The sequence below is a fragment of the Rhizobium sp. 10N414 genome (genome assembly GCF_056394785.1).
The window spans coordinates 368,163-386,088 of record NZ_JBFTIN010000002.1 but is presented as its reverse complement, the minus strand read 5'-3'; the positions used below and the strand labels follow the sequence as shown (position 1 = coordinate 386,088).

The following is a 17,926-nucleotide window of genomic DNA, read 5'->3' as shown; positions in this document are numbered from 1 at the left end:
TGACCGTCGAAGCCTTCAAATGCGAGCTGAGCGGAGATACAGTGTGTTTGCATCGGGCCTCCGTAACGAATCTGGTAAGCCTTTGTCGCAAAAGCAGTTTCTCAGATTCGCGGGCCCGATGCACCCTTTACTTTGAGAGATTCAGGCTAGCTGAAGCTGGGGCAGTTGGCGAACATATCCCTTCGGTTTTTTGACAAAGAAGGGAAGGCTGTGAAAACGCCGCTGGATGAACGGGTGATGGGATTGCCACTTGAGGACCCTACACCGCGAGATCGCGTTATAGCCTTGGCGGGCGGATCGGAGAAGACCGCGGCAATTTCTGGTGCCCTTCCAATCGGGGTCATCGATACTTTGATCACAGACAAGTTCACAGCTCAGAGACTGGTTGATTAGGCGCTTGGCAACATCCGTGGCCCACGTGGCCAGAACGTTCACGGCTATCCTCGACCTCGGCGTCATTCGCCGCGCATCCAGTTCTCTGATCCCGAGCCCGAGTTGAACCCGCCCTAACGCGCGTTAACGGCTGACCATATTGGTTAAGACTTCTGTATAACCCTAGGGTCGGAATAGAGTTTTGTACTGTGAAGGTTGCGACCGCAGATATTGCGGAGGCGCGGATACCTGACCTCCCAGCGCTGCGGCTGCATGCCAAGGCCAACGAGGGTCGTAGAGTGCGGCCCGTGCAATTGCGACCAGATCCGCGTCACCGGTGGCTACGATCGCCTCAGCTTGCACAGGCTCAGTTATCAAACCAACCGCCACGACCGGGATCTTGATTTCATTCTTGATGGCCCGCGCAAGTGGGACCTGATAGCTTGGTCCCACGGGAATGGCTTGCTTGGCATCCAGCCCGCCGCTCGATACGTGGATCGCGTCGCATCCCCTCGCCTCAAGCTCCTTTGCAAAGACGATCACCTCCGCCAGTTCCAGCCCCCCCTCGACCCAATCCGTCGCCGAAACCCTCATCGTCACGGGCCTGCCCGCTGGAAATGCAGTCCTAACGGCATCGAAGACTTCCAGAGGAAAGCGCATTCGATTTTCGATCGACCCGCCATAGTCGTCGGTTCGCCGATTGGACAACGGTGAAAGGAATTGATGCAGAAGATAGCCATGCGCACCGTGGATCTGGACAGCGTCGATACCGATACTGGCAGCACGTTTTGCCGACGCGACGAATGCGTCGCGAACACGCTTTAGTCCCTCCTGATCGAGCGCTGTAGGCGGCACGTACTCCTGAAGGAATGCCACGCCAGAAGGCGCTTCAGTTTGCCAACCATTATCGTAGCTTGGCGGGATCTGCTTGCCTCCCAGCCACGGGATATCTGTCGACGCCTTGCGACCGGCGTGTGCAAGCTGAATAGCAATCGGCACATCCGAATATCGGCGCACTCCATTCAGCGTCCGAGCTAGGGCAGCTTCGCTTGCGTCATCGTAGAGACCGATATCCGCGAATGTGATCCGCCCTTCTGGCACTACAGCGGTAGCCTCGATGGTCAGCAAACCCGCGCCGGAGAGCGCAAGCTGCCCCAAGTGGATAAGGTGCCAGTCAGTAGTGCATCCATTCTCCGCTGAGTATTGACACATGGGCGCGATGACGATGCGGTTCGCAAGCTCCAGCCCGGCAACCCGGAAAGGGGAAAACAGAACAGGGTTTGGCATTGAGTCTCCTTGATCAGGGAAATTCCATTTCAAGAGGTCTACTTTCAACTGCTTCCGTTGAGCGGGCCTTTCAATAACATATTGTCTTTGAGTTGCCACTTCCCGGCCGCAGAAGTGGCACTCCCGAGTCGACGCTAGCGCTTGGCTCAGAGCATTCATATACTCGCCGCTCCGTCGCTATCCCTGCGATCGGTCTGCCGTTCGATAGCTCACCGCTTGCTACTCATTTCTTGACGATCCACACACTGCGGACCTTCCACGATGAGCTTCTGCTGAAGAGGCCACCACCGACTGCCTCTCGCTTGACGAAATTTCTCATCATCACTACAAGTTCTAAGGGTATCGCCTTCTTGAGATACCGATAGCTCTCTATCCTGGAGGCCCCAATGCGCCGAGTGACTTCTCAACAAGTTCAAACCCGAAATCTTGAGAAGTTGATGGATCATGCGCACATTAAATTTGGGCATCCTAGCTCATGTGGATGCAGGCAAAACTAGCCTTACCGAACGCCTCCTTTTCGATACAGGTGCAATCGCCAAACTCGGCAGTGTCGATGGCGGCAACACCCAAACAGACAGCCTCGCCATAGAACGACAACGCGGGATAACCATCGCTGCGGCTGTAGTGTCGTTCCGGATCAACGACCTCGACGTCAACCTGATCGACACTCCCGGTCACCCAGATTTCATCGCCGAAGTCGAGCGAATATTGAGGTTGCTCGATGCGGCCATTGTCGTCGTATCGGCCGTCGAAGGCGTACAAGCTCAGACGCGAGTGCTGGTACGCGCCCTGCAGCGACTTGGCATTCCGTTCCTTGTCTTTGTTAACAAGATCGACCGGGTGGGAGCGCGTTACCTCGACGTCGTTGCAGACATCGCCAAGCAATTGGCGGTGCGGCCGATAGTCATGATGGAAGCGAGGGATATCGGAAGCCGCGTTGCCACCGCTAAATCAATCGATGTCAGCCACGAACCGGGTTTTTCGGCCCTTTGCGAGATGCTCACCGTCAATGACGACTGCCTGCTTCGTGACTTCGTTGCTGCTCCGGAGCGGTTGACGCCAGCGCGGCTTACCACAGCCCTTTCAGATCAGGTCGCCAATGGCCTGATTCATCCGGTGTACTGCGGGGTCGCAATGACCGGCACCGGTGTGTCGGAACTCCTCTCAGCAATCGAGACCTTTTTGCCCAGCAGAACCCCTTCTCCTGACGGCCCGGTAAAGGGAAGCATCTTCAAAATCGAGCGCGGTTGGGGCGGAGAGAAGCTCGCCTACCTTAACCTGACTTCTGGCACGGTAGCCGCGCGTGGACAGCTTCAACTGCCAACTGGCAACGCGAAGGTAACGAGCATCCAGGTTTTTGGCGAAGGAGACCTGCATAGACACGAATATGCACGCGCCGGTCAAATCGCCAAGATTGGGGGGCTAACCGACGCGCGGATCGGGGATGAAGTTGGAGCAGACGGTCGCTCTAATCTCGAAGGGCAATTCGCACCACCGACACTGGAGACCCAGGTCTCACCGCAACGTCCGTCGGAAAGCCGCGCTTTATGGGTTGCCCTGCAACACCTGTCGGAACAGGATCCATTAATCAACCTGCACACAAATGAAGATGCGAGTGAAATGTATCTGTCGCTTTATGGCGAGGTTCAGAAGGAAGTCATCCAGGCAACGTTACTTGCAGACTACGGAATTAACGCGGTGTTTCAGGAAAGTACGGTCATCCTTGTCGAGCGGCCGATTGGGACAGGACGCGGACTTGAAGTCATTTTCAAGGAGCCTAACCCCTTTCTGGCAACGATTGGCCTACGGGTCGAGCCACGCCCGGAAGGGACAGGAAATAGTTTCGCGATGGAAGTGGATGTGGGGCAAATGCCCGCTGGGTTTTACCGAGCCATTGAGGAGACGGTATCCGAGACCCTAAGAGCTGGCATCCATGGCTGGCAGGTAATCGACTGTCATGTCGCGCTCACTTCGGTCCGACATCACTCGCCGTCGAGCACTGCAGCTGACTTCCGAGGGCTTACACCACTTGTTTTGGCAGCAGCTCTTACTTCCGCGCAAACGATCCTCTGCGAGCCCATAGAGCGTTTTCGGCTTCAGGTCCCCGCAACCGCATTACCCAACGTGCTGGTCGCACTCGCAAAATCAGGAGCGTCGACCGAGGAAACGCTAATTGAAGGCGGTATCGCCCAATTGCGAGGCATGGTTACCTCCGCTCAGGTTCAGACCATTCGACGGGCCCTGCCCGGATTGTCCGGCGGTGCCGGGGTTTTGGAGAGCGCGTTCGATCATCACAGCCCCATTGCGGTCCCGCCTCGTCCTCGCGCTCGCACGGGCGCAAACCCCTTTGATAGCACCGACTATCTTCGGGCGATCCATTGAGACACTCGCGGGAGCGGCATCGCACGCGCCGCTCCCACAAGTGATGACCATGTGTCCACCTCAAGTCGCCAAACGAACGAACACATTCCGGGCGTGAACACGATTAATGTCGACTGGCCGCAGTGGCGGCTGCAACCTTTGGAAAGCCTTAGGACTTGTTCCGCGCCGCGCCGCGCCGCGCCGCCAAGCCAAGATACCCATCTGCCAGATTGCGCTGTACCCATCCTTATGCGAGCATCGTTCAACGTTCGGGGGAGCTGCGATGAACGGCGCTGACAACTTATGCGACACGCTTTTGGCGAATGACGTCAACGTATGCTTCGCGAATCCTGGTACGTCGGAGATGCACTTTGTCGCGGCGCTGGACCGAAAGCCGGAATTGCGCTGCGTTCTCGGCCTCTTTGAAGGGGTCGTTACGGGGGCAGCCGACGGATACGCGCGGATGACAGATCGCCCCGCGGCGACTTTGCTTCATACGGGCCCTGGCCTCGCAAACGGATTGGCAAACCTCCACAATGCACGTCGGGCCCGAGTTCCCATGATCAACATTGTCGGTGATCATGCCTCCTATCACCTCCCACTCGACGCCCCGCTCACCAGTGACATTGAAAGTCTCGCAGCGCCTATGTCTAACTGGGTGCATCGCATCCGCAGTTCTGAGGATGTGGCCCCGTCCATTGAGTCTGCCTACCGGGCAGCACTATCTCCCCCAGGGATAGCGACGATAATACTACCGGCGGACGCGGCATGGGGCGACTGTGCCCCTTCGCAGGCGAAAAGGTTGATTGTGGCAAAGCCGACCGCTCCAAGCGTGGAAACTGTGCACCGCACCGCCACCGCGCTCCGCAACGCGCGGGGTCGAACTGGTATCCTCGTCGGCGGAGCCGCCGCTCGTGAAGATTGCCTCAAAATTGCAGGCTCAATCGCGGCCGCCACCGAAGCCCGCCTTTTTAGCGAGGTCCTGGTAGCAAGGATGGAGCGAGGCGGAGGTCGGGCCGCGCCTGCCCGCATCCCCTACCCTATAGACGCCGCATTAGGAGTACTGCGCGACATCGACGTGATGGTCTTGGTGGGGGCGCCAGAACCTGTCGCGTTCTTCGCTTATCCCGGAAAACCGGGGAAGCTCCTCCGCGAAGGCTGTGAGGTCCTCACTCTGGGGAAACACGGAGAAGATCTGAAGGCCGCGCTGGAAGCACTGAGAGACGAACTAGAGGCCAGGAGCCCGCCGAGGACAGTTTCCGCCCTCCGTGACGACTCCATTCCGCGCGGACAGCTGACCGACGACGCCATTTCGCTCATGGTCACCCAGAAACTCCCGGAGAATGCTATCGTCGCCGATGAGGCGATCACGTCTGCGCGTAGGTTCTTCGAGCTGTCTGCCGCCGCAGCCCCGCATGATTACCTGATGACGACGGGAGGAGCCATTGGGTGCGGGATACCTCTCTCCACGGGCGCAGCAATTGCATGTCCGGGTAGGAAAGTCATCAATCTGCAGGCGGACGGAAGCGCCATGTATACTGTGCAAGCCCTGTGGACACAGGCCCGTGAAAACCTCGACGTAGTGACCATCATATTCGCCAACCGGGCGTACGCTGTCCTCCACGGGGAGATGCGGAACGTTGGCGTGGGGTCGATCGGAACGAACGCGCGGCGCATGTTGGACCTTGATAAACCGGAATGGGATTGGGTTTCTGTTTCAAGAGGAATGGGAGTCGAAGCTGCACGAGCGCGGTCCTGTGAGGAATTCAACGATCTCCTCAGCACCGCATTGCAGCGTAGCGGCCCCTTTCTTATAGAGGCCATCATCTGACTTGGGGTGGGACCTTCCTCAACAGGAGCGCAGCATCTTTCGAAGTCAGGTGGAAAGCTGAGCCGCAGATGCGGTTCCCTGTTCCCCACAACCCTTGGAGCTGGCTATTGCAGAGCGTCGGGATACCTCTCCCTTGATCAATGACTGGTCTGGCCGGCGCCCGAGGGTCGATGACCGCAAAGCGCCGTATCGCTGAAGAACTCGATGGAATGGCTGCTCATCCGGTGGTTTCGGTCTTTTGCGCAGCGGGTTACGGGTAGATACCCTGCGCACGTGCGCAGGGTTGGTCTATGTTCCTTTCAATTGGCGATGACGCCGCGGTCCTTGTGGCCTGAGTTTCGCCAATCTTCTGAGGTCTCCAATTCGGATCCCTCTTGCATCTATGCAACGTGATCCAAGGGGCTGAACGCACTGTCAAGATCAGCCGCCGAGTACAAATCGAGAAAATGCCAGAGAGTTTCGAGCATCCTCGTCCATTTTCGTTTCGTCTGCGCCGTCGGTGAGGTCGCGCCAGACCCTGATATCAGATCCGATCGTTCCACCGGTCTTTACGAACGGCTCCATGACCACAGCGCCGGTATAGTTGATCTCGCGAAGTGCCAGGCCGACCTCGTGCCAAGGAATTCTTCCTTTACCGGGCACTCGACGGTTGCTTTCACCCGTATGGAAATGTCCGAGCAGCGGGCCGGCGGTGCGGATCGCCTCGCCGAAGCTGTCCTCCTCGATGTTCATGTGGAAGGTATCGAGCATCACTTTAACATTCGGCTTCCCGACATCCCTCACGAATGCGACACCCTCTGCGGCGGTGTTGAGAACGTGGTTCTCGAAGCGGTTCAGGACTTCGATGCAGAGGTTAATTCCCAAGTTGGCGGCGAAATCCGCAATGCCATGAATACCCTCGACCCCGCGAGCCCGGTCGCCCTCCTTGTCGACTGGCTTCGAGTAGTCCACCGGCCAATAGGAATGCAGCGCGCCGCCGATCGTCTTGATGTCAAGCTTTGCGACGTTTGTAAGCGTTTGCTCGAAGAATGCCTTTCCCGCCTGGCGCACCGCAATGTCCGGTGATGAAAGGTTCTTGGATTTCGAAGGACCGATCCCGGCCGTGAGGACGATGTTATTGTCCGTTGCGGCCCGTCTGATTTCTGCCAGTTCGGCGTCGCTGTATTCATTGATATGGTGTGCAGCTACCTCGATGACGTCGAAGCCGAGTTTGGCTACCTTCTCGACGTAGGGGCCGAATTTTGCGCTCCACTCGTGTTCCCAGTAAGAGTAGTAAATTCCGTGTTTCATAGGAGTCTCCAATGTAGTAGATCCCGCCGAATGTCCCTGGCGGGGTTGGCAGTGGCGGACCGCAGCTACCTCCGGTCGACCTTCACTGATCAGTTGTTCTCGATGCGGAGGTCGGGCTCCGCGCTTCCCGCTACGATCGCAAGTCCGTTCGGCAGATCGTTCTCTTCGACCTTCCGATTGATCTCCGTCGGATCGAGGCCGTAGCTCCGCCAGCGGTTCTGAAGTCTCTGCCGCAGGTGATCCTCGTCCACGTCGACGAATACGGTGAAGTCGAAAATCTCCTTCAACTTGTCCCAGGGCGACTGGCGCGCCAGCAGGTAGTTGCCTTCGCAGACAATGATGTTCGTCGACCGGGGAATTAGATTGCCGCCAGCCCGCGCGATCTCGATAGAGCGGTCGAATACCGGAACGGCAACGACGTCGTCCTCGTTGGCCTTCAAGCGCTTGAGCATGTGACGCAGACCATGAGCATCGAAGGTGTCGATTGCCCCCTTGTAGGGCCGGCGCCCCATCTGCTCCAGGACGACATCGTCATAGTGGTATCCGTCCATCGGAAACAGGGCTGCGGTGAGGTGATGATCCTTGTTGATAGTCTCCACGGCGCGCTCCGCGAGCGTGGATTTACCTGAACCGGGTGCGCCCGCTACGGCTATCAGAACTCTCCGACCGTTGCTTTCGTTGAAGAGTTGTGCCGCGATCTTCGCGATCTCCCGCGCGTTTCGTTCAATCTTGCTCAAGGATTTCCTCCCATTGCCACTTCGCACTTTCCGCTACCAACGCCGTTGGGGGCGCTCACCGTTGCGAGGTCATGCCAGTTGGTATTGTGCGGCTTTGTTGCGCAGGAAAGAGAGGCCATTGCCCATGACTTCCTCCTCGTCACGCGCAACCGGCCGCCAGGTCGATATGTCGCCAGCCATCTCCGGCGGCATGCTGACGAAACTCTCCAGGGTAAGCGCGCCCTTGAAGCCGATCGCCGACAAAGCGGCGAAGATCGGATCCCAAGGCACGTTGCCTGCACCGGGGGTTCCTCGATCGCTTTCCGAAAGATGCATGTATTTGAGGTGATCGCGCGCGGCCAGGATGCCGTTTGCGGCCCCCTTCTCCTCGATGTTCATGTGGAACGTGTCGAGATGGACGAACACGTTGTCCACACCGATGCGTTCGACCAAAGCCACGGCTTGTTCTGCCGAGTTGACCAGATGGTTTTCGTACCTGTTCACGGCTTCAACGCCGAACTGGATGCCCTGGGATTTGGCATGCTTCGCGGCCGCCTCGAGCGCACGCGTGACGTTGTCGTACTCCGCCTGTGTCGGAGGAGCTCCAGTGCGTTCGTTGGTACCGCCGTAGGTGACGCCCGTAAGTGCCTCGGCGCCCATCTCGGCCGCCTTGTCTATCGCCACCTTCAGGTGCCGGATAGCGGCGTCCGGCCTTGCCGAGGCCCATGCCGCTTCCGGCAGTACGAGCGAGCATGCTGCACGCAGGCCATGTTTTTCCAAAAGGTCGCGAGTGTGCTTGGCATCGACCGACGGCGCGTCAGCGAGTGGAATTTCGATAAATTCCATCTTGTACTTTTTAGCACCGGCAATGGCCCGCTCCGCGCCTGCGCGGTCCCAGTTCATAGTCCACATGCTCGCGTGAATTCCGAAACCTTGCACGGTCATCCCTTCTTTCTGCGTGATGCGATGTAAGTTGAAACGATAGTTCTTGCGGCCATGACGACGATCATCAGCACGCCCCAGAGCGCCGTTGCCAGATGCTGGTTTGCACCCATCAGGTTCAGACCCGACGAAAGGAGCTGGAGCACGATGAGAGCGACAAAGACCGGCAATACGCGACCGAAACCGCCGAACGGGTCGATGCCGCCGAGAAACGCGGCGAGCACGGTGATCAGCAGATAGGACTCGCCGTGGCCGACGCGGACCGAGTTGAAGCGGGCGAGCATTATCACACCTGCGACGGCGCACATCAGACCCGACAGCGTGTAGACCAGCACCAGTATGCGACGCGTATTCAGGCCGGAGTATCGAGCCGCCTCGATGTTTGAACCGATCATCAGCAGGCCGAAGCCGAGCTTGAAGCGCGTCAGCAGAAGCTGCCAGATCCCGACGCAGGCTATGAAAATCAGGAGCGGAATAGGAAATCCGAAGAGCGACCCGTGTCCGATAGGAGCGATGAAGCTCGGAAACCCGGACACGTCGCCGCCTCGCGTGAGGAACTCGCCAAGCCCGCGCAAGAAGATCATCATCGACAGCGTGACAAGGATCGGGTGGGCCCGCGTGTAGGCAATGGCAGCGCCGGTCATGAGGCCTGCGGCGCCGCCGGTCGCCAGCGCAGCAAGGACGCCCAGCAGGAATGCCGTCGGCGAGGCATCTACGCCGCCGTACGATTGCATGACCCAGGCCGCGGCCAGTCCAGATAGGTTTGCGGTGAACGTCACCGAGAGGTTGATCCCGCCCGTCAAAAGTGGCAGCAGCATCGCAAGCGTCAGAAGTCCGAGTTCGGGAAGCTGGAATGCCACCGATCCGAAGGTTGCCGCCGAAATGAAGTTGTTGGCGGCCAGTCCGAAGATCACCATCACCGCTAAGAATGCGATCGCCGGGCCGGTCATATCCGCGCCGAAGGTGGCGTTGAACTTTTGAGCGATGGCTTTCATGAGTGCGAGCTCCCCCTTTTGGCGTTGCTTTTCGCGAGGAATGGCAGAAGCTTGTCGATGCGCGCGGAAGAGAGCGTGATGGCGATGAGGATGATTGCGCCGACGATCATCTTGAACGCGAAGGGCGACACGCCCATCAGGTTGAGCCCGTTCTGCGTGATCGAAACCATCAAGACCCCGAGGACGCAGCCAATAACGGATCCCTTACCACCACCCAGCCGCGCACCACCGAGAACCGTGGCGGCGAGGACGTCGAGTTCGCGACCATAAAGCGCATTCGGAACAACTTCCTCGGCGTAGTGAGCCTGCATCAGGCCGGCGATGCCAGCCATCAGGCCAAGCCATCCAAACGAGATGTAGTGCATTGCGCCGATGTTGATCCCGAAGCGACGTGCTCCTTCGGGATTGTCTCCGAAAGCGTAAAGCTGTCGGCCGATCGTCGTCCTCGAGATCATAAACCAGGTCGCAAAGCAGCAGAGGATCATCACCACCACCGGAAGTGTGAGTTCGACCCACGATCCATCGGCCATCTCGTGTTCAAAGAACACGACGCGCGTCGTCAGCCATTCCGGCAGATCGTAGATCGACACGCCCTTGGTGAAGAACATCAGCAGTCCGAAGAAGATGTTGAAGGTCGAGATCGTCGCTACGATCGAGATGATGTGAAGCCGGTAGACCAATGCGGCATTGATCAGCCCGAGGCCGGCCCCAACGGCCCCCGCGATGATGAAGCCTTCAGCCCAGTTGCCGCCACCCAGCGCGCCAAGCGCAAGCGCCGTGACGTATTGGACCACCGATGCGGCAACGGCGAAGGAGATGTCTATCCCGCCAGAAATCAAGACGACTAGAAGTCCGACGGCAAAGATGATGTTGACGGCCGAGACGTTCAGCACATCAAAAGCGTTCGAGATCGTAAGAAAACGGTCGGTGCCAAAAGACAGCCCGATGCAAAGCACGACCATGACCGCCAGAAGTGTGAATTCGGTTGTGTGTCCAAGGATCAGCCTACGCATAGACGGCAGACTCCAGTTCGCTGAGCGACAACTGTCGCGGATCATAGGTCGCGTGGATCTTGCCCTCGACCATGTGAATGATGCGGTCGGCATTGAAGTAGACCTCGGGCGGCTCGTCGGAGATCAGAATGATCGCCAGCCCCTGAGCCGCAAGCTTGCGCACAATGTCGAAGATGCCCGCTCGCGCGCCGACGTCGACGCCTACGGTTGGGGCGTCCAGGATGAGGATCTTCGGGCCGATCGCGAGCCACTTGGCGATTGCCACGCGTTGTTGGTTGCCGCCAGACAAAGTCCGGATGGGGTCGTCTGGCGTTCCAATCTTGACGCCGAGCGCCGAGATCCAATGGCTGACAACGCTCGCCTTCTTGGCTGGCGAGATCATCCCGCCGGACAGTAGCTTATCAAGCGATGCCATAACAAGGTTGTCGGCGATCGACTGTGGCTGATTGAGGCCAAGCGACAAGCGGTCTTCCGAAAGGTAGGCAACACCAGCACGAATGGCGTCTCGATTGGAACCGAACCTGACCCGCTCACCTTCGATGGTGACCCCGCCCGCCTGTGGACGGTGCATCCCAAAGAGCGTAAGAGCTAGCTCGGTGCGCCCTGCTCCGAGAAGGCCGGTGATCCCGAGCGTCTCTCCTCGGCGAAGATCGAACGAAATATCCTCGAACTCGCCGGCTCGCGTCAGTCCCCGCACGGAGAGCACGACCGCCTCGTTGTCGTGATCGGTAGCGATAACGGAACTGTCGAAGTTCCTGCCGGTCATCAGTTCGGTTACTCGTGACTGCGTCATCCCCTCGACTGGGAAGACACCAACGAGCGCCCCGTCGCGAAGCACGGTCATTCGGTCGGATATTTCGAGGACTTCCGCGAGACGGTGCGACACGAAGACCACCGCCACTCCTGAAGCGGAAAGGTTGCGGACGATGTCAATGAGATAGTCGGTTTCCGATTGGGTCAGCGACGCCGTCGGCTCATCCATGAAGACGAGCCGGGCTTCGCCCACAAGGGCGCGCGCTATCGCAACGATCTGGCGCTGCGCGATCGGCAACTCCTTGAGGGGGAGATGAATGTCGATGCTCACCCCAAGGCGGGCGAGTGCCTTTTCAGCCGCGTCCTCGATGGCACGCTTGTCGACAAGCCCATATTTGCCGTTGACTGCGTACTGGAAGCCTATGTTTTCGGCGACGCTCATTTCGCCGAATAGCGCCAAGTCTTGCCAGATCACCTGAATCCCGAGCGATTGCGCCAGAGTGGGTGTCATGGCCGAGATCGGGTTGCCGTCGAAATAGAATTCAGCACCGTCCTGTGGTTTGTAGACGCCGGTAATCACCTTGATGAGCGTGCTCTTGCCGCATCCGTTCTCGCCAGCGAGACAGTGGACTTCTCCGGGGTTGACCTCGAAGGACACACCCTTCAGCGCGCGTACGCCGCCAAAGGTGACCTTGATGTTCTTGAGTGAAAGCAGCGGTTCGACGCTCATGGAATATCCTCCTGTTCAACCGCTGCTTCAGCGGTCGGCCCCAGGTTTTGCATTGTCCGTAAGGAGGTCGCGGGGAATATGTCCCCGCGACCTCAGGGCGTGGGTCCCGGGAGGATTAAAGGCCCATGCCAACGAGCTTGTCGATGCTGTCCTTGTTGATGGCCAGCAGTTGGTCGACGATGATGGTGTTGCCCTCGGGATTGATCTTTCCAAGGCCCTCAATGTCGTCRCCAGCCTTCGGCGTCTCGCCCTTGGAAATTCGGTCGGCAAGCGTCACGAAGACCTCGCCAGCCTGCTTCGGGTTCCACATGAAGCCGCCCGTCAAAGCACCTGATTTGATGAGCTTTGCTCCCTGCCCTGGAGAGAACGGACCGATGACGAATACCTTTCCGTCCTTGCGGCGCTCTTCCACCGCGCGACCTGCGCCAATCGGCCCCTGCGAGCCGAATGCCAGGAAGCCCGTGAGATCGGCGTTGGCCGCCATAAGGTCGAGAGCGGTCGAGCGGCTTTTGTCGACGTCTTCGGCAACACCATAGCGGTCGCCCACCAGCTTCATGTCGGGATAGTTGGCCTTGATATAGGCGATCGCCGCGTCGGCCCAAGCGTTGTGCAGCGGAACGGTCAAGGAGCCGACGAACACCGCATAGGAGCCCTTGCCGCCCATCTTCTCGGCGAGGAGCTTGCCATGTGCTTCGCCGAAGCCCTTGGCCGAAGCGAGTTCAAAATCCCAGTCGGCACCGACCTGCTTGGGCGATTCATGCGTGATGACCTTGATGCCGGCCTCCTGCGCCTTCTTGAGAACCGGCTCCAGTACCTTCGCGTCATTCGGCACCACGCCGATATAATCAACCTTCTGCGCGATCAGATCTTCGATGGCGCGGACCTGGAGTGCCGGGTCTGCACTGGTCGGCCCAACCATAAAGCCTTCGACGCCGAGCTTGGCACTTTGTTCCTTGATCCCAGCTTCCATGGCATTGAACCACGGTATGCCGCCGATTTTAACGACGACGCCGATCTTCGGACCAGCGAAGGCGGTGGATGCCAGAAGTACGAGCGACAGACCAAGCGTCGCGGCGAGCATTTTTCTCATTGGATCTTTCCTCCTCCAATAGTGCTGACAAGCAAGATCCGTTCACAGGAACGGTAGCGCTCCCGCGTTGAACGTTTCGGCTCCGACCATCGGAACCTCCTCCCTGTCACCTCCTCTAAGTGACTTGCCATCGCGCACAATCGCTCTTGCAATTGAGCACCATCGATGGTGCAATAACATTAACACGGAACGGACTTTCGTCAAGAGGACCATTGATCTAGAGAAACGGAGCGGTGGAGGAGTCTGCGGATGACGGAAAAAGAGCAAAAGAAAGCAACAATTTACGATCTTTCGGTGATCTCGGGCGTAACCGCCTCGACGGTAGCCTCCGTCCTCAATGGCACGTGGCGGAAGCGGCGGATATCGGAAGAAACAGCCGAAAAGATCCTGTCGCTCGCAAAAGCGCATCGTTACACCGCCAATCGCCAGGCTCGGGCGTTGAGAAGTTCCCGCTCGGGACTGGCCGGACTGCTCTTGCCTGTTTACGACACCCGCTTCTTTTCCTCGATGGCTCAGACCTTCGAGGCGCAGGCACGCAAGCGCGGTTTACTGCCGGTGGTGGTCTCCGGCCGGCGCGATCCTGAGGAAGAACGGCGCACCGTAGAGTCGTTGATCGCGTATTCGATTGATTCGCTATTTATCGCAGGCGCCACTGATCCGGACGGCGTCCATCAGGTGTGCGCCCGTGCGGGATTGCCGCACGTGAATATCGACCTTCCCGGGAAGTACGCACCGTCGGTGATCTCGGACAACCGACGGGGTGCAGAAGCGCTGACCTCGGCAATTATCCGCCACGCTGAAGGAATGGGGCCACTCGGTGCTGAGGACGTATTCATGTTTGGCGGCCGCGACGACCATGCCAGCCGCGATCGCATCCTGGGCTTTCATGCGGTGAAGCGATCTATTTTTGGAGTGGATACCGAGGGCGATATCGAGACCACGGGATACTCGCCGGGCATGACACAGCTTGCCTTCGAGCGGTTCTTCGAACGCCATGGCAGGCTGCCGCGCTGCTTCTTCATTAACTCGTCCATAAATTTCGAGGGGTTGCTGCGCTTCATGAGCCGCCACGGCGGGGTAGCTTTCGAAGATATCGTGGTCGGATGTTTCGACTATGACCCGTTTGGTTCATTTTTGCCGTTTCCTGTCTATATGATCAGGCCGAACACAGCTGATATGCTCGAAAGAGGCTTCGAGCTTTTAGAAGAGCAGGACACGAACCCACAGCTCGTGATGATCGAGCCACAGTTGGTTCCGCCGCGAACTGCGTTGGAAGGGCCGCTCGACGCTTTGAAGGATCCGATTGCGGTACATGACCTCGCGCGTCGATGACGTGGTGAAACGTCTCGATCCGTGGGAGGTGGGAAATCGCCACGCTTTGCGGATGGGTGCCGCCTTCAAAGGCAACGTTTGGTGCGAAGCCGCCGTTCGAGAAAAGTATGCAACGGCCGTGGCTGGCTTGCGACAATTGCCGCCATGGGGCTAATGCACTGAGATGGACGACCTCGCTACCAGGCGATGCAACGTCTCGCACGGTGCCCATAACAGAAAGCATTTGAACAAACGAATACTGTAGCATGTGGTAAGACCTGTACGAATTGCGGTCGCAATAAGCTCTTTGTGGCGTCTTGCTGATCTCGCCGGCTAGTGTGCTGCAGCGAGATTTTCTGCACCAATTGAAACGGGAGGAGAGTAAATTGCGTCGTTCAGTGTGGGCGATTCTCGCTGTTCTACTCGCAATCCTCATAGCGATAGCCGTTACATGGGCATTACTTGCATTGTGGTATCGCCTTCCCGTTTCGGAGTTGGCCAGAGGCTTTACCGCCGGGCTATTCGCTCTTTTGGGGTTGTTCACAATCACGAGATTGTTTGGCCCGTGGCGTTTCAAAGCCGTCGTTATATTCGCAGCGACGTTCGCACTTGTCCTGGTCTGGTGGCATACGATCAAGCCCCTCAAGAATGCATCCTGGGCACCCGATGTCGCTCGACAGGTCACAGGCGAATTCAACGGCGACCTGCTGACACTGACAAATGTGCGGGATTTCGAGTGGCATGGCAGTACTGACTTCCTCGAGCGCTGGACGACGCGCTCCTACGACATGGGCAAGCTTCGGACAGTCGACCTGTTCATGTCCTATTGGGCCGGGCCAGAGATTGCCCACGTGATTTTTAGCTTTGGTTTTGAAGGTGGCGAGCAGCTTGCGTGGTCGATCGAAGTCCGTCGCCGGGTTGGAGGTGCATTCTCGCCCGTCGCCGATTTGTTCAAAAGCAATCCTTTGGTGATCATCGCGGCAGACGAGCGGGATGTCGTGGGCGTCCGTTCGAACGTCCGTCGCGAAGATGTGCAAATCTACCGCCTGAAAGCATCCCCGGAACAGGCACGTGCGCTCCTGCGCGAGTATGTTGCCGACGCCAATGCCCTTGCCGCGACGCCGGCTTTCTACAACTCGCTTACGAGCAATTGCACGACGACGGTCGTCAAGATGATGCGCGTGGTTGGAGGCACCGTTCCCTTCGACTGGCGTCTCATCGTCAATGGCTATCTCCCGGACTACGCCTACGATCATGGGGCGTTGGATATGTCAGTGTCGCTCGCCGAACTCAGGACCGCCGCTCATATTGACCAGCGGGCGCGGGTCGACGCATTGTCGCCGCGCTTCTCAAAGTCGATACGCGTCGGCGTACCTTCGACACCGCCGGCGGATCCGCAATAAGCGAGAGACGTGCCATTGTTTCGATCGCGCCTGGAAGCTGCCGAAACCTCGAAAGGAGGAATAGCTTCACGTCGCGGTGACGCAGGTTGGCCAGCGAGACAACACTCCTGGCTTGGGAAGAATGCTTGAGGCCGTGACCTCCCAAGTTACAGGCTGGCGGTCAGCGTTGGAAGGTAAGATGGATGGTTCCGCTCGGCGCCGTTTCAGCTTTGACTTCGTAGCCAGTCTCCAAGCCACGTAGATCGTCCCACAAGCGTACGCCGCGACCGAGCAGGATCGGCGCAATTGCAACATGAAGGCGATCGACAAAACCTGCTCTCAGAAAGTCACGAACAACAGTCGGCCCACCGCCGATCCGCACATCCTTGCCGCTCGCCGCCGCAACAGCCTGCTTGAGCGCATCAACCGGAGTGGTATTGAGGAAATGGAAAGTGGTACCGCCAGCCATCTCTATGGAGGGGCGAGGCTTATGTGTGAGAACGAAGACCGGAACTCGGAAGGGCGGCTCCTCGCCCCACCAACCACACCAGTTCGGATCGTCGGGGAAGATGTGGAGCCCGAACATGCCGGCGCCCATGATCTCGGCGCCCACGTTGGCGAAATATTCCTTCGCGTAGTCGTCATCGACCCCGGTGGTCCCGGCTCCGCTGGTATCCTTGAGCACGCGCTCACGGAAAGTTCGCGTTGCCACATATGCGCCGACCAGGCGCGGCCAGTCCTCCCCGAACGGGACCTCGGGCGTTTGATCCGTCGTGGTCGCGAAACCATCGAGCGAGATCATGAGATCGACACGAACTGCCATGGGAGCTCTCCTTGCGAGTGGTTGCGCCCTAGCCGCCCAAGCCAGGGCATCGATACTAAGGCAGGTGCCTTTATAATTGATTATTATACTAAGGCAAGTGCCTTATTGTCCTTGACCACCACTCCGATGCGTCATAACAATTCGCATGCCCTATCATTCGACCCCACTCGACCTTGCCTTTCATGCTCTCAGCGATCCGACGCGTCGCGCGGTTGTATCACGGCTGGCTGATGGCGAGGTGCCGGTCAGCGTTCTGGCCGAGCCATTCGACATGGCGCTGCCCTCCTTCGCCCAGCACCTCAAAGTACTGGAAGATTGCGGACTGATTGCCAGCGAGAAGCGCGGGCGCAGCCGCTGGTGCCGTTTGGTACAGGCGCGCTTCGACGAGGCGGCGGACTGGATGATAGCGGAGCGCAGGCGCTGGACCGAGCGGTTGGATCGTCTGGAGGTCTATCTGGACAAAGCGGGAGAGGATGATTGATGAAGACCATGGCAACCCTGTTTGACACCTGGTCGCTTGACCGGGAAATTGTGCTGGTGAAGCTGCTCAATCACTCGCGTGACAAGGTCTTTGCTGCCTGGATGGACCCCGCGGCGCTTGCCGAATGGTACGGTCCGGCCGGCCTTAGGATCGAGAGCCATGAGGCCGATATCCGTGAGGGTGGGCTCTGGCGGTTCGACATGGTGGGCGTGTTCGAGGACCAGGAGCAGCGCTTCCCGAATCTGATGCGCTTTCTGGAGATCGTGCCGAACGAGCGGATCGTGATGGACTATGGCACACCCGACCCGGACGATCCCGACCGCTTCCGCGTCACGGTGACTTTCGATGAGCAGGCCGACGGCAAAACAGTGCTGACCTTGCGCCAGCTCCACCCCAGCCCCGTACGGCGTCGGATCGTCATCGGTTTTGGCGCAGTCGAATACGGACTGCAAACCCTCGATGGCCTGGCAGCCTGGCTCGACCGCTGAGCGTTTGGCCTATCAGCCCTAGATCGCCATTGACTTAGGCTGCTACAAGCTTTGCCCGGAG

The 17,926-nt window shown here is 58.5% G+C and carries 15 protein-coding genes and 1 pseudogene; 7 read left to right on the top strand and 9 right to left on the bottom strand.

The genetic code is table 11. The features are described 5' to 3' along the window. A pseudogene (locus tag AC1DE4_RS05015) lies at positions 1 to 393 on the top strand (sugar-binding domain-containing protein); the annotation flags it as partial. Between the two features lie 162 nt (positions 394 to 555). Here the strand turns inward: AC1DE4_RS05015 and AC1DE4_RS05010 are convergent. After that, positions 556 to 1,659, bottom strand: a complete 1,104-nt coding sequence (locus AC1DE4_RS05010; protein WP_477880342.1) for an NADH:flavin oxidoreductase/NADH oxidase — start codon at positions 1,657 to 1,659, stop codon at positions 556 to 558. A 444-nt stretch (positions 1,660 to 2,103) separates the two neighbouring features. Here AC1DE4_RS05010 and AC1DE4_RS05005 point away from each other — a divergent pair, with 444 nt between their 5' ends. Together AC1DE4_RS05005 and AC1DE4_RS05000 are read left to right on the top strand one after the other, a co-directional pair. Continuing rightward, positions 2,104 to 4,041, top strand: coding sequence for a GTP-binding protein (locus AC1DE4_RS05005; RefSeq protein WP_477880321.1), 1,938 nt, complete (start codon positions 2,104 to 2,106; stop codon positions 4,039 to 4,041). A gap of 262 nt (positions 4,042 to 4,303) precedes the next feature. Continuing rightward, the gene (locus AC1DE4_RS05000) at positions 4,304 to 5,851 is read left to right on the top strand and encodes an acetolactate synthase large subunit (protein ID WP_477880319.1); all 1,548 of its coding nucleotides are present in this window, start codon (positions 4,304 to 4,306) and stop codon (positions 5,849 to 5,851) included. Between the two features lie 420 nt (positions 5,852 to 6,271). On the opposite strand, the gene AC1DE4_RS04995 is transcribed toward AC1DE4_RS05000, so the two are convergent. The 7 genes from AC1DE4_RS04995 to AC1DE4_RS04965 form a co-directional block, all read right to left on the bottom strand. After that, on the bottom strand, positions 6,272 to 7,141 hold the full coding sequence (locus AC1DE4_RS04995; protein WP_025662260.1) for a D-psicose 3-epimerase: 870 nt from the start codon (positions 7,139 to 7,141) through the stop codon (positions 6,272 to 6,274). An 89-nt stretch (positions 7,142 to 7,230) separates the two neighbouring features. Then, complete coding sequence (locus tag AC1DE4_RS04990; protein ID WP_477880316.1) at positions 7,231 to 7,878, bottom strand: nucleoside triphosphate hydrolase; 648 nt, start codon at positions 7,876 to 7,878, stop codon at positions 7,231 to 7,233. Between the two features lie 69 nt (positions 7,879 to 7,947). Beyond that, on the bottom strand, positions 7,948 to 8,796 hold the full coding sequence (locus AC1DE4_RS04985) for a TIM barrel protein (RefSeq protein WP_113160778.1): 849 nt from the start codon (positions 8,794 to 8,796) through the stop codon (positions 7,948 to 7,950). A gap of 2 nt (positions 8,797 to 8,798) precedes the next feature. Then, positions 8,799 to 9,794 carry an ABC transporter permease gene (locus AC1DE4_RS04980; RefSeq protein ID WP_025662257.1) on the bottom strand — a complete coding sequence of 332 codons (996 nt, stop codon included), beginning with the start codon at positions 9,792 to 9,794 and terminating at the stop codon, positions 8,799 to 8,801. Beyond that, the gene (locus AC1DE4_RS04975) at positions 9,791 to 10,807 is read right to left on the bottom strand and encodes an ABC transporter permease (protein WP_477880314.1); all 1,017 of its coding nucleotides are present in this window, start codon (positions 10,805 to 10,807) and stop codon (positions 9,791 to 9,793) included. The genes AC1DE4_RS04980 and AC1DE4_RS04975 overlap by 4 nt, the downstream gene beginning before the upstream one ends. After that, entirely contained in the window at positions 10,800 to 12,290 is a 1,491-nt protein-coding gene (locus AC1DE4_RS04970; RefSeq protein ID WP_477880312.1) for a sugar ABC transporter ATP-binding protein, read from the bottom strand. Before AC1DE4_RS04970 ends, AC1DE4_RS04975 begins: the two co-directional genes overlap by 8 nt. A 115-nt stretch (positions 12,291 to 12,405) precedes the next feature. Beyond that, positions 12,406 to 13,380 carry an autoinducer 2 ABC transporter substrate-binding protein gene (locus AC1DE4_RS04965; RefSeq protein ID WP_025662254.1) on the bottom strand — a complete coding sequence of 325 codons (975 nt, stop codon included), beginning with the start codon at positions 13,378 to 13,380 and terminating at the stop codon, positions 12,406 to 12,408. A gap of 249 nt (positions 13,381 to 13,629) precedes the next feature. On the opposite strand from AC1DE4_RS04965, the gene AC1DE4_RS04960 reads away from it, so the two are divergent. Both AC1DE4_RS04960 and AC1DE4_RS04955 read left to right on the top strand, forming a co-directional pair. Beyond that, the gene (locus AC1DE4_RS04960; RefSeq protein WP_025662253.1) at positions 13,630 to 14,712 is read left to right on the top strand and encodes a LacI family DNA-binding transcriptional regulator; all 1,083 of its coding nucleotides are present in this window, start codon (positions 13,630 to 13,632) and stop codon (positions 14,710 to 14,712) included. A gap of 365 nt (positions 14,713 to 15,077) precedes the next feature. Continuing rightward, complete coding sequence (locus AC1DE4_RS04955; protein WP_477880309.1) at positions 15,078 to 16,094, top strand: Lnb N-terminal periplasmic domain-containing protein; 1,017 nt, start codon at positions 15,078 to 15,080, stop codon at positions 16,092 to 16,094. Between the two features lie 160 nt (positions 16,095 to 16,254). Here the strand turns inward: AC1DE4_RS04955 and AC1DE4_RS04950 are convergent, their stop codons facing one another. Continuing rightward, positions 16,255 to 16,896, bottom strand: coding sequence for a dihydrofolate reductase family protein (locus AC1DE4_RS04950; RefSeq protein ID WP_477880307.1), 642 nt, complete (start codon positions 16,894 to 16,896; stop codon positions 16,255 to 16,257). Positions 16,897 to 17,041: 145 nt separating this feature from the next. On the opposite strand from AC1DE4_RS04950, the gene AC1DE4_RS04945 reads away from it, so the two are divergent. Then, the gene (locus tag AC1DE4_RS04945; RefSeq protein WP_025662250.1) at positions 17,042 to 17,377 is read left to right on the top strand and encodes an ArsR/SmtB family transcription factor; all 336 of its coding nucleotides are present in this window, start codon (positions 17,042 to 17,044) and stop codon (positions 17,375 to 17,377) included. Beyond that, a complete protein-coding gene (locus AC1DE4_RS04940) occupies positions 17,377 to 17,865 on the top strand; it encodes an SRPBCC family protein (RefSeq protein ID WP_025662249.1) in 489 nt (162 codons plus the stop codon). The genes AC1DE4_RS04945 and AC1DE4_RS04940 overlap by 1 nt, the downstream gene beginning before the upstream one ends. Positions 17,866 to 17,926: the final 61 nt, after the last annotated feature.